The sequence below is a fragment of the Pseudoalteromonas sp. B131b genome (assembly GCF_037162545.1).
Lineage (GTDB): Bacteria > Pseudomonadota > Gammaproteobacteria > Enterobacterales > Alteromonadaceae > Pseudoalteromonas > Pseudoalteromonas fuliginea.
Window position 1 is genome coordinate 1,313,096 of record NZ_JARLUZ010000001.1, and the last position, 12,379, is coordinate 1,325,474.

Consider the following 12,379-nt stretch of genomic DNA (forward strand, 5'->3'; position numbering starts at 1 on the left):
ACTTAGCTGAGCTGTGATTGCGTTGTGCTTGTTGGTGATTGCTCAGCGCAAACAAGAGAATGTTGTTTACCGACAAAAAAAGCTAAACCGTGTTTATCTAATAATGTTCTAAAGTTGAGTATTGAAGGGCCCTTGGCTATTACCTTTATTGTTTTAAGTTTAGTTATTGCTAATACGCCTTGTAACTGAAAATCATAGCTTTCCTGCTGTAGAATACGCTTGCTAAATGTTGAACTTAGTAATAAATAGTCGAAGTTAACGTCGGTTAATAAATTAAGTTCACATCTATCTCTAGCAAAATTGTTTAATCCAATAGAGTAGCCAAGCTGGGGAAGTTTTTTTAGATTTTCGAGTTGTGTAGCACATGCATGGCGAATTTCTTGTTCATCAAATAATAGACAAAGCTGGCTTTGGCCAATTTGTTTGCTCAGTACTTCGGTGAATAAAGTAAATTCATGAGGCTCTAATAACAAGCAAGAGCAGGGCACAAGTGCCATGCTTACATTAGCTTCAAGCGCTTGTGCATAAGCTCGTTGTAGTAGCTGTAATTCTACCTCAAGATGCTGTTCTTTGTCGGATGCAAACTTTTTCAAAATATCAAAGCTAGTAAAACCAAGTATTGGGTGTTCACCAAATGCTTCAAATAATGATTCAGATTGATGTTGCTCATCTAAGGTAATAATTTCTGAGCTTCTAAAGCTCATTGGTAATGCATCTAAATGATGCAATATATGTAATTCTTGCTGTGATACTGATTGTGACAAGAGTGGATGAAATAACTCGTAGCGATTTCGGCCCGAATTTTTTGCATAATACATAGCTGCATCAGCATCGCGAATAATTTCGTCTGTGTGTGTATAGTCGTGCTTTGAGTAGGTTATTCCTATACTCGCTCCGCTTTGAAGAGAGGTACCTTTTAAACTAAATGGTTTCTTCATTAAATCAATAATACGATTTGCAACGTCTTCCGCTTGCTGTGGCTCGGTTAAATGCGTTAATAAAATAACAAATTCATCCCCGCCTAAGCGAGCAAGTAAATCGTGCTCGCGTATGCACTGAGAAAATAGCTCTGCGACACTAATTAAAAATTGATCACCGGCATGATGTCCTAACTGGTCGTTTATATCTTTAAATTTGTCTAAATCTATAAATAACACAGCAAAATGATGTTCAGGAAAGCGTTGAAAATGTTGTAGCGTTTTTTCTAGTTGTGTTAAAAATAAACTACGATTAGGCAAACTAGTGAGAGAGTCATGATGTGCATCATGATAAAGCTGCTGTTCTATTTTTTTCGCTCTTCCATTTGCATTTGTAAATGTAAATTAGTTTGACGTAACTCTTTCGTTTTTTCGCTCACCCGAAACTCTAGCTCTTGGTGACTTTTTTTATTGCTTGGTTAGCTAGTTTGGTTTGCAATACAGCTGCAATTTGATGCGATACAAAGGTGATAAGTTCGCAATCATCTTGGTTAAAAATATGTTTGTTGTAATAGGCTTGGCAAACAATTAAACCCATAACTCCTTGCGAGGTCTTTAGTGGAGCACCCAACCAACTGGTGGCCATTTGCTCTTTTTTTACTGGTTTAGCTCGTTGTACTACGCCTTTCTCTATTAATTTTTTTGCTCTGCACGGATGTATAAGTTGTGTTTCTTCGGTGCTTATAACTAGCTCACTATAGCCTTTAGCAAAGCGTCTTGGTTGCGTATTATCTTTAAATTCATCAACACAATAAGGAAAGCTGATCCAGCCAGATTCTTTATCATAAAGTGCAATATATAAATTTTCTGCATAGGTAATTGTTTTTATTATTTCATGTATTTTAACGTAAGCATCGTTAAGGTTTTTAGCTTGAGTCGCTAATTCTGAAATTTTAAATAGAATTTGTTGACGTTGAAGTGCGCGTTTTCGTTGCTCTATTTCTAGGTTTAATGCGTCATTACTCTGAGTGAGTGCACGGGTACGAATTTTAACTTCTGATTCTAATAGCTCTCGTTTTTTAACGCGCTCTATTGCTGTTGCTAAGTAAAGTGACATAACCTCAAGCAATTGTATTTGCTGGTCACTGTAACCTTTTCGAGTATCGTAACTTTGCGCAGCGAGCACACCAATGATATTTCTTTCCTGATAAACAGGTACGCCAACCCAATGCTCGGCGGGGGTGCCTAATGCTTTAAATAAACCTTTTGCAGCTGCGTCTTGCATTTGCTGCTTAGTAAAACAGGTTGTTTTGCCTTGTTTAAATACATAGCCAGTCGCGCCTTCATCAAAGCTGTTTGTTTGGTTGAGTGCAACTGCAATTCCATCTTTTTCATCTGAAAAGTAAGAAAGCTCTAATGATTGTGTGTCTTGATTCGATAAAACGACATAAAAACTTTTACTAGGCACATATTTTTGTAAAATGTCATGGATAGCGGGATATAACAGAGTTAACTCAGCAACAGTACTAGCTTGCTCTGATAGTTGGATCAGCGCATTTTGTAGGTGATGGGATTGTTTGTACTTTTCGAGTAGCACTTTAAGGCGCTTGTTTTGATACGCTAACTTACTCGATGCTGAGAGTTTATCTTCCAATGACGTTAACCGACTATTATTATTGTATAGTTATTAGCCTTATAATTTCATTTTTAGCGGCGATCGTCAAGTGGATATTACCCTAATTAAGGCGCTAAAAGCGTTAAAAAGGTATTAAAAAAGGCTTACCCATAGGTAAACCTTTTTTATTTTGCAAATACTTATTTAGATGTCATAAAATCGATTGCAGCGCTTATCTCATCATCAGAACAATCCATACAAGTGCCTTTTGGCGGCATTGCATTAAAACCATTAATTGCATGCCCAAGTAAAGTGTCTTTACCTTTAGCTATGCGTGGAGCCCAATCGTCAGCTGACTTTGGCGCGCCTAGTGCTCCAGTGCCATGACATGCAAAACATGCCCCCTGATATACTTGCTCACCAGAACGTGGGCCTGTAGGTACTGCAGCAACAGCTGCTTTATCACCTTCAAGATACACAGCACCAACCGGCGCGAGACGTTTTTTAATTGCATCTTCAGTCATAGAGTTATCATATGGCTGTGCGTATGCGGTGGTTGCTAGCAATAATAATGCAGCAGCTGTTAATTTTTTCATTTTGCCTTGCTCACTTCGATTTGAACGTGATCAATCACGATATAGATGACGGAAATTAAACCGATTATAACTCTCTGAGCCAATTTATAAAATGCTAAGAGACGTTTTTATTAATAAAACTGACTACTTTTTGCGTTAACGCAATAAAATTTAATTATTTATTGTTTTTTGTTGAGCAATTTAATAAGCGTAATCAGTCATATAATTAACTTCTTAGATCTTAAGATCAAAATTAATTCATTGTTAATACGCTAGTAACTAGTTTTGCGATCCCCGCATCCGCATCAAGAATCGATTGTGCCAACATGTAAGCAGGAGTGGTAACTAGCTTATTTGCTTCATCGAACACTACATCATCCACTGCGCAGTTAATATGTTTGGCGCCTAATGTGCTTAGTGCTTGTGCTGTATCTACATCGTTACCAATAGTGAGTTGGGCATTATCGTAAATAAATGGGATCAAAGCGGGTGCAATACACATATACCCAGCAGGTTTTTTTGCTTTAGCAAATGCTTTACAAGTATTAAGTACGTCCTGATTGATATTTGCTTTTGTGCCCTTAATTGCAAAGTCGCATAAGTTTTTAGCCGCACCAAAACCACCAGGTACAATTAACGCATCAAATTGAGCTACATCTAGGTCAATCAGGGATTTTATGTCGCCCCGTGCAATACGAGCAGCTTCTGTTAATACATTGCGTTTATCAGGCATAACATCGCCTGTTAAGTGGTTAATGGTATGAAGTTGCTCAATATCAGGTGCAAAACATTGATAAGCCCCGCCATTTTTGGCTATGTGTAATAGCGTTAAAACTACTTCATTAATTTCACTGCCATCGTATACGCCACTTCCTGCTAATATTACAGCTACTTTTTTCATGCTTTTATATTCCTTAATTAAATTTATTAAGCTTATAGTTTGAAGTTTAACATGTACTAAATTGTCTATTTAAATTAATTTCAGTGTGAAAATTGTACGCTAGGTAAGTTGTAATGCGGTATATATCTTTTGGTGATTATAGCTAATGAAAAAAAGTATAAAGGATCGCTATGATCTTTGATCCATTATGCTAGAATACTCGTCCGGTTATTGGGTTGGATGACTATAATCGAAGTGAGTAACAGCGGATGTAGTCGTTAAAAAACCTTTTTCCACATTGGTCTAAAAGAATAAAAAAAGAACCTCGTATTATCTTTTTTAAATAAAAACATGTAGTTAAAGTATTTTCTAGGCATTGTATTATGCTTTGGAAGAATTTTTGTGGCTGTTATCTACATACTTATCCACAGCTTGCTCAAGTTGAAATGAGACAATGATTGATAATTCACAGTCGTTTTATTTCCTACCTTATGGCATGCTTACAATCACCTTAATTTTTTGCATTTAGGATCCAAATTCACCATGGCTCAGATCCCCGAAAACCCACTTATTTTAGTTGATGGCTCGTCATATTTATTTCGTGCTTATCATTCTCCGCCGCATTTAACTAATTCTAAAGGTGAGGCTACGGGCGCTATTTACGGCGTGATCAACATGCTTAAAAGCTTGATCAGACAATATGATCCCTCACACATGGTGGTTATATTTGATGCAAAAGGCAAAACATTCCGTAACGACATGTATAGCGAGTATAAGGCAAATCGTCCGCCTATGCCGGATGACTTACGCACACAAATAGCACCAATACACAGTATTATCAAAGCGATGGGTTTTCCGCTAATTAGCATCGAAGGTGTTGAAGCCGATGATGTTATTGGCACATTTGCACGTATAGCATCAGAGCAAAAACGACATGTACTCGTCTCCACTGGTGATAAAGATATGGCGCAACTTGTAAATGAACACGTTACGCTCATAAACACGATGACCGACAGTATTTCAGATCCCCTTACTGTGGTTGAAAAGTTTGGTGTAGGTCCTGAACTTATTATTGATTACTTAGCATTAATGGGCGATAAGGTCGATAACATCCCTGGTGTTGAAGGTTGTGGGCCTAAAACGGCGGTTAAGTGGTTAGAAAAATATGGCTCGTTGCAAGGTGTAATGGATCACGCAAGTGAGATCAAGGGTAAAATAGGTGAAAAGTTAGCTGCAGCTCTCGATCATCTGCCTTTAAGCTACGAGCTTGCAACAATTAAGTGCGATGTTGAAGTCGAATCAGATCTTGATACGTTCAAACTACAAGAGCCAAATAAAGACGAATTAATTGCACTATATGGTGAGTGCGAATTCCGTCGTTGGTTAGCTGAGTTGCTAGATAACCCTAAAGATGCAGAAACACATCTAGCTGTACCTACCGAAGCCACTGAATTACCAAAAGTAGAAGATGCTCATTACGAAACTATTTTAACGCAAGCGCAATTTGATACGTTAATAGAGCAATTAAATAGTGCCGAGTTATTTGCATTTGATACAGAAACTACCAACCTTGATTACATGAAAGCGCAATTAGTGGGTATGAGTTTTGCCGTAAAAGCGGGTGAAGCTGTGTATTTACCTCTAGCGCATGACTACCCAGGTGCGCCTGATCAACTAAGCCTTGAATTTGTAATGCAAAAGCTAGGTCCAATTTTGGCCGATGAAAACAAAGCTAAAGTAGGGCAAAACCTTAAATACGACAAAAGTGTATTAGCGAATGCAGGTTTTGCGCTAAATGGTATTAAGTTTGACACCATGCTTGAGTCATACGTATTTAATAGTGTGGGTACACGCCATGATATGGACTCGCTAGCACTTAAATATCTAGGCCATAAAAATATTAGCTTTGAAGATATTGCTGGCAAAGGTAAAAAGCAACTTACCTTCAACCAAATTGAACTTGAAAAAGCTGCGCCTTATGCTGCAGAAGATGCCGATATTACTTTGCGCCTACATGAAGTGCTTTGGCCAAAAATAGCGGCTGATGAAAAGCTAAAATCCGTATTCGAAGATATAGAAATGCCACTTGTTAGTGTGATTTCTGATATTGAACGAACCGGTGTAGCAATAGATAGCAATATGCTTGCAGCGCACAGCCAACGATTAGGCGAGCGTTTAATTGAACTTGAAAAAGAAGCATTTGAAATAGCAGGCGAACCATTTAATTTAAGCTCTCCTAAGCAACTACAAGTATTGTTGTTTGAAAAGCTTGGCCTGCCTATCATCAAAAAAACACCTAAAGGTGCACCTTCTACCGCAGAAGAAGTATTGCAAGAGCTTGCTCATGATTATCCACTACCTAAAGTAATTATAGAGCATCGTGGTTTATCAAAGCTTAAATCAACTTACACCGATAAATTACCATTAATGGTGAATGAGAAAACCCAGCGTGTACATACGTCTTATCATCAGGCAATTACTGCAACGGGGCGCTTGAGTTCAACCGATCCTAATTTACAAAATATTCCTATTCGTTCAGAAGAAGGGCGTCGAATTCGTGAAGCGTTTATAGCTGCAGATGGTTATAAAATTGTCGCTGCCGATTATAGTCAAATTGAGCTGCGCATTATGGCGCACCTTTCACAAGACAAAGGTTTATTAAATGCATTTGCTAACGGCTTAGATGTACACAGTGCAACTGCCGCTGAAGTATTTGGTGTAGAGCTTGATGATGTAACTACCGATATGCGCCGCAAGGCGAAAGCAGTAAACTTTGGCTTAATTTATGGTATGTCGGCATTTGGTTTAGCACGTCAACTAGATGTGCCACGCCATGAAGCGCAGCATTACATAGATAAATACTTTGAGCGTTTTCCAGGTGTATTAGAGTACATGGAAACAACACGCGAAAAAGCAGCTGAAAATGGCTATGTTGAAACAATATTTGGTCGCCGCCTACATTTACCAGAAATAAACGCACGTAATGGCGCGCGCAGGAAAGGAGCCGAACGTGCTGCTATAAACGCACCAATGCAAGGTACTGCCGCCGATATTATTAAAAAAGCAATGCTGAGTGTTAACCGTTGGGTACACGAACAGGCGCCAAATACGATTAAGCTACTAATGCAAGTACACGATGAATTAGTATTTGAAATTAAAACAGACTGCGCACCAGAATATACAAAACATATTTGTGAACTGATGTCGCAAGCTGCAGCGCTTGATGTGCCACTTATTGTTGAAGCCGACGAGGGTGACAACTGGGAACAAGCCCATTAATGCAATTTGAGCATTTTAATTAAAGCGCCTTTTGGCGCTTTTTTTATGTTTAAGTAAAAGGGCGAATAACAGCGATTCAATTAGCTATGTGCAAGCTTTAGTTAAAATAAGGTTAATTTAAGCAACTATTTGTATTAAATCGTTATATGTTCGTCAATTCGAGCTGTTTTACAGGAATATGATTGTATTTTAATGCGTGCTTTTGTTAAAGTCCCGCCTGTCCTATCCTGTAGGACATCCTGTTGATGATGCATCTGAAAGGGTGCAACAAATTGATAGCTTCTCCCCAGTTTGCTATACCGGCCTACCAACTTGTTTGGTGGGCCGTTTTTTGTTTTACACCTGAAAATCCTATCTAAAAAATTATTTATTGCGCTATACCAATTGTATTATTCATTCGTCATTTCGAGGTGGTTTGGGTACATCGCAGGTGATACCATCAAAGTAATATTATTATTTTCATTTTATTACTAAGGAGTGCGTTATGTTTAAAGCATTAGCTATTGCAGGTTTTTCTTTATCAAGTTTAGTTATTTCTAATGTTGCTCAGGCCGATTGGCAGCTAGTGAATGATAAAAGCCAACTAAGCTTTGTTTCAATTAAAAAAGATTCGATTGCTGAAGCTCACCATTTTACTAACCTTGAAGGTATGCTTTCTGATAAAGGTAAGTTTAGCGTTAATGTTGATTTAACATCAGCCGAAACTCTAATTCCTATTCGTAATGAGCGTTTAACAGCAATATTATTTGAAGCAGCTAAATTCCCCAATGCTGTTTTAACTGCAAATTTAACTAAAGAGCTGAGTAATCTTAAAAAATCTGGTCAATATGTATTGAAAGGTATTGAAGCGGAACTTGATTTTCATGGTAATAAAAAATCATTGGCTATTGATGTACTCGTTAATAGCACGCAAAGTGGCGATTTAACCGTATCATCATTAACACCTATTATTATTAATAGTAGTGATTTTGGTGTAACTGAAGGCGTTAAACAACTGCAAAAATTAGCGGGTTTACCTTCAATTGCAACAGCAGTACCTGTTACGTTTGCAATTACACTTAAAAAACAGTGATTTCTTTAAGTGAACTTAGCAAGCAATTAAGCGAGCCAAGCAAACCTTTTGATAGTTGGCAGCCTAACCATTGTGGGGAGCTGCCAATTGTTATTAATCATGAGGGGAAATGGTTTTACGATGGCAGCGAAATAGCACGCCCAGCCATGGTGAAGTTGTTTGCTTCTGTATTGTGTAAAGAAGGTGAGCAATTTTATTTAAAAACACCTGTCGAAAAAATAACAATAACGGTTGATGATGCGCCGTTTATTATTGTTGATTGGCGTTTTGAAAATACAGCGCAAGGACAGGTGTTGTGTTGTATTGATAATCTAGCTAGGCAGTGGCTGGTGAGCGCTCAGCAGCCCTTGCATATAAAAGACTACAAAGGTTCAAAGGTGCCTTATTTAAAGCTACCGTATGGGTGTAGTGCGCGAGTTTCACGCAGTGTATTTTATCAGTGGGCTGAAAAAGCCGAGTCTGATAAGCTCGGCTATTTTATTAAATCTGCCAAAGAGCAGTTTTATTTATCCTAACACCAGATCTTAAGCTTCTGGGTTAGTTTCGTCAGTGACTACTTCATCAGTAGGTGGTATAGCAATCACAGGTCCTAAAAACCATTCATCTAGCTTTTTAGCTACTTCTGGTAAACCCGTGCCTTTTAATGATGAAAATGCATGAACTGTAATATCCCCATCAAGCGTGCTTAATTCACGGCGAACTTGCAGTACTTGTGATTTACGAGGGCCTTGCTTTAGTTTGTCGGCTTTAGTTAATAGTGCTAATACTGGAATTTCACTACCAATTGCCCAGTTAATTAAATCACGGTCTAAGTCTTTTAATGGATGACGAATATCCATTAAAATAACAATACCTTTTAAGCTTTGACGCTTTTGTAGGTATTCGCCTAACGACTTTTGCCATTTCTTTTTCATTTCGATTGGTACTTTAGCAAAGCCATAGCCTGGCAAATCGATAAGGCGCATATCGTCAACATCCGCTAAATCGAATGTATTGATTAGCTGGGTACGCCCAGGTGTTTTACTTGTACGTGCTAGCTTTTGATCGGTTAATGCATTTAATGCACTCGACTTACCTGCATTGGAACGACCGGCAAACGCAACTTCAATTCCCGTATCAGCAGGTAATTTAGTAATGTCGGGAGCGCTTGTTACGAAAGACGCAGTATTATATTTGATACGAGATTTGAGCACAGGCTCTCCTAAAACTTAAAAAATAACGTTGAGTAAACCAAATTCACTCAGGGCACGTATTTTATACTATAAAGGATGTATTAAAAAGCGTATTTAACCACCTAAAAACAGTACCTATGGTACATTTAAAACATGTTAAAGCTTAATCTAAGTCAAAACCCTGTAAATTATAAGCTTAATATGTGTAGAAAACGTGCCAGAGAATTTATTATCGTGTAGAATATATGTATTACAGCATCACGATTGTAGATGATACAGGGTCGGAAACAGAGAATTCACCATGAAAAAAATAGCACTATCTTTAACAATATTGCTTGGTGCGTTGTCAGCAAGCAACGCAACAGCATTTGATGGCGATGTAAACGCAGGTAAAGAAAAATCAGCAACGTGTGCGGCTTGTCACGGCCCAGACGGTAATGCGCCGGTTAATATTTACCCTAAAATTGCAGGTCAACATCCAGATTATATCCTTAAGCAACTTCAGGATTTAAAATTAGGTATGACGTCAGGCGGCAAAGAAGGGCGTATGGATCCAGTAATGAGCGCTATGGCTATGCCACTTAGCGAGCAAGACATGAAAGATCTAGCAGCTTATTTTTCTTCAATGAACATGACCGAAGGTGCTACACCTAAAGATGTCGTTGATGTTGGCGAAATGCTTTTTAAAGCAGGCGATGCAGAGCGTGGAATTCCATCATGTGCAGCATGTCATGGTCCACGTGGTAACGGTTCGTCACTTGCTAAGTTTCCAAAAATTTCTTTTCAGCATCCAGGATACATCAAGTCTCAACTTGAAAAATTCCGTGATGGTACTCGTCATAATGACCTAAATGGCATGATGGGCGATATTGCAAAAAAATTAACAGATAAAGACATTGAAGTACTTTCTCAGTACTTAGGTGGTTTACACTAAAGTCGTATTTATTTATTTTTAATTAATGAATAGACTACAATATGTATAAAAAAGCAGCTTAAGCTGCTTTTTTTGTGTCCGAAATTAGCGATATTACCGTTATGCTTTGTAAGACATTGACCATGCAGTGGTGTAAGAAAAGTCTTATTTTAAATATTTTTTTTCATTAACTCATTGTAATTTAAAATAAGTTAAATTTGTTAGTGTATGTAGTGTAAGAAAAAAGATATAAATTAGTTGTAACAAAATTATTAACGAGTAGATTAACCCCTGTCGCAAAAAAACAATAAAAAAACGGAAATAGCTATAAGGAAAGTAGCGCGGCACGACTACATAGCACAAGATTGGTGCTACTAAAGGAAATAATAAAAAAGAGTCAGGAAGACCGATAATAATAAAAACTCATGGAAGTTTAATAATAAAAACAAAATGGAATGCTACAAGGAACGTAAAAATAATAACAATACGGACTAATAATAATAAAAATAATAAAGACTAAAAAAAGTCGAAGGGAGAAGTGTCCAGATAATGGCGCTCAGATTAGCAGGCGGTAGAGATGTTTTCTCTACCGCCTTTTTATTTGTCCTGTTACAATACCCACCGTTTAATAACTAGCAGTAAGCTAGTTTAGGCGCTATAACACAGAGAAGCCCAACCTCTGAAGCGCAAACTGAATTCTTCTGGCTATGCCAGCATTGCGATGCCCATTAATTTGCGCCTCGCTCAAAACCTCTTAAGTGAGACGATCAAGATATGAGTAGAACGAAAAAGTCACGCAAAAGCCCAGCAAATGGACCTGTACGTTTAAGCCAAGATAAGCTTAAAGAGATGCGTGCGTTAAAAGAGCAACGAGTTAAAAAAACCAAAGGCGCTAAGCCTGGTTCGCGTAATGCACCGGATGCATTAAATGGTGATAGCCAAAATTCACAATCAGGTTCTAGAGATAAGCGTATTGGTAGTAAAAAACCAGTGCCATTGGTTGCAACTGCTGTTGAACCAAAAGTAGAAATGAAACGTAACTTGAAGCCAACTATTGAGCTTAAAAAAGTTGTACAGCCAGAGTTTACACCAGAGCAAGAGCTTGAAGCGCTTGAGAACGATGTGCGTTTACTTAAATTAGTTGAGCGCCATGAAGGTGGTGAATTACTAACAGGCAAAGATGCTAAATATTTTAATAGCCGCATTGCTCGTCATCAAGTTTTATGTGAATTGTTAGGTCTTGAAGACGAAGATGAACCAGAGCTTGAAGATGACTTTAGTGATGAAGACAAGTCAAATTCTGACTTTGATCAGTATTTATCAAATGATCTAGCAAATGAATGGCTAGATGATGAAGAAGACAAGTAATTAATAAGGGTAATTAATGAGTACCGCGGTAATTTTAGCCTTACTTTTAGGCGCTGCTATTATAGCTGGCTTGGCATTTTATGCAGGTCAGTTATTGTATAAGTTAAATGCGCAAAAAAAGTTAATTGCTAAAACGCAGGCTGAACAAAAGCAAAAGCTTGAAAAGTCGCGTTTAAAGCGAAACGCAAAACTAGCCGATAGTATTCATTTAATCGCACGTGCAATGAATGAAGAGCAGTGTGAGTTTTCTGAAGGCTGTTTACGTATTTGGGTACTTATGTCTCAGTATGCCTTTGAAAGCGAGCGTGATTTAACGACGCAGTATCCTGGTATTTATAAAATGTATCAGGTAGTTAAAGAAATGCCGACGCACGATGCACGTAAAAAATACTCTAAAAAAGAGATTTTTAAGCTAGATAAGGCTCGCTGGCAAGCTGAAAAAACACTTAAAGATGAAGTTAAAGCGGATTGCGCTAAAATTATTATCGAGTTTAAAGCCGCTCCAGGTAGCGATAAAGTCGTTTTTAATTAAAGCTACAACTTAAATACAAAAAGCAGACCTAGGTCTGCTTTTTTTGTGCCGATGTA

General features: G+C 37.9%; 9 protein-coding genes and 1 pseudogene. 6 read left to right on the forward strand and 4 right to left on the reverse strand.

Translation table 11 applies throughout. The annotated features are described in order from the left end of the window. Positions 1–2: 2 nt before the first annotated feature. From P4S65_RS06110 to elbB, 3 genes and pseudogenes are all read right to left on the reverse strand, one after another. Positions 3–2,571 (reverse strand): annotated as a pseudogene (locus P4S65_RS06110) (diguanylate cyclase domain-containing protein). Positions 2,572–2,732: 161 nt separating this feature from the next. Continuing rightward, on the reverse strand, positions 2,733–3,128 hold the full coding sequence (locus tag P4S65_RS06115; RefSeq protein ID WP_007377277.1) for a c-type cytochrome: 396 nt from the start codon (positions 3,126–3,128) through the stop codon (positions 2,733–2,735). A gap of 232 nt (positions 3,129–3,360) precedes the next feature. After that, a complete protein-coding gene (gene elbB / locus P4S65_RS06120) occupies positions 3,361–4,008 on the reverse strand; it encodes an isoprenoid biosynthesis glyoxalase ElbB (RefSeq protein ID WP_337119754.1) in 648 nt (215 codons plus the stop codon). 522 nt (positions 4,009–4,530) lie between these two features. Between elbB and polA the strand changes: the two genes are divergently transcribed. The 3 genes from polA (at position 4,531) to P4S65_RS06135 (ending at position 8,853) form a co-directional block, all read left to right on the forward strand. Further along, entirely contained in the window at positions 4,531–7,266 is a 2,736-nt protein-coding gene (gene polA / locus P4S65_RS06125) for a DNA polymerase I (protein WP_337119755.1), read from the forward strand. A 484-nt stretch (positions 7,267–7,750) separates the two neighbouring features. Then, positions 7,751–8,338 carry a YceI family protein gene (locus P4S65_RS06130; RefSeq protein WP_337119756.1) on the forward strand — a complete coding sequence of 196 codons (588 nt, stop codon included), beginning with the start codon at positions 7,751–7,753 and terminating at the stop codon, positions 8,336–8,338. Then, complete coding sequence (locus tag P4S65_RS06135; protein ID WP_337119757.1) at positions 8,335–8,853, forward strand: DUF1285 domain-containing protein; 519 nt, start codon at positions 8,335–8,337, stop codon at positions 8,851–8,853. The genes P4S65_RS06130 and P4S65_RS06135 overlap by 4 nt, the downstream gene beginning before the upstream one ends. 9 nt (positions 8,854–8,862) lie before the next feature. Here P4S65_RS06135 and yihA read toward each other — a convergent pair whose 3' ends face one another. Further along, entirely contained in the window at positions 8,863–9,531 is a 669-nt protein-coding gene (gene yihA / locus P4S65_RS06140) for a ribosome biogenesis GTP-binding protein YihA/YsxC (RefSeq protein WP_008137691.1), read from the reverse strand. A 280-nt stretch (positions 9,532–9,811) separates the two neighbouring features. On the opposite strand from yihA, the gene P4S65_RS06145 reads away from it, so the two are divergent. From P4S65_RS06145 to P4S65_RS06155, 3 genes are all read left to right on the forward strand, one after another. Further along, entirely contained in the window at positions 9,812–10,444 is a 633-nt protein-coding gene (locus P4S65_RS06145) for a c-type cytochrome (protein WP_007377271.1), read from the forward strand. 753 nt (positions 10,445–11,197) lie between these two features. Beyond that, a complete protein-coding gene (gene yihI / locus P4S65_RS06150) occupies positions 11,198–11,791 on the forward strand; it encodes a Der GTPase-activating protein YihI (protein ID WP_007377270.1) in 594 nt (197 codons plus the stop codon). Between the two features lie 16 nt (positions 11,792–11,807). Further along, the gene (locus tag P4S65_RS06155) at positions 11,808–12,323 is read left to right on the forward strand and encodes a DUF2489 domain-containing protein (RefSeq protein WP_337119758.1); all 516 of its coding nucleotides are present in this window, start codon (positions 11,808–11,810) and stop codon (positions 12,321–12,323) included. Positions 12,324–12,379 lie beyond the last annotated feature (56 nt).

Excerpts from the sequence above, each read along its gene's own strand:
- elbB (WP_337119754.1), bottom strand. The coding sequence starts at position 4,008 with ATGAAAAAAGTAGCTGTAATATTAGCAGGAAGTGGCGTATACGATGGC.
- yihI (WP_007377270.1), top strand. The coding sequence starts at position 11,198 with ATGAGTAGAACGAAAAAGTCACGCAAAAGCCCAGCAAATGGACCTGTA.
- P4S65_RS06115 (WP_007377277.1), bottom strand. The coding sequence starts at position 3,128 with ATGAAAAAATTAACAGCTGCTGCATTATTATTGCTAGCAACCACCGCA.
- P4S65_RS06155 (WP_337119758.1), top strand. The coding sequence starts at position 11,808 with ATGAGTACCGCGGTAATTTTAGCCTTACTTTTAGGCGCTGCTATTATA.
- P4S65_RS06130 (WP_337119756.1), top strand. The coding sequence starts at position 7,751 with ATGTTTAAAGCATTAGCTATTGCAGGTTTTTCTTTATCAAGTTTAGTT.
- P4S65_RS06145 (WP_007377271.1), top strand. The coding sequence starts at position 9,812 with ATGAAAAAAATAGCACTATCTTTAACAATATTGCTTGGTGCGTTGTCA.
- polA (WP_337119755.1), top strand. The coding sequence starts at position 4,531 with ATGGCTCAGATCCCCGAAAACCCACTTATTTTAGTTGATGGCTCGTCA.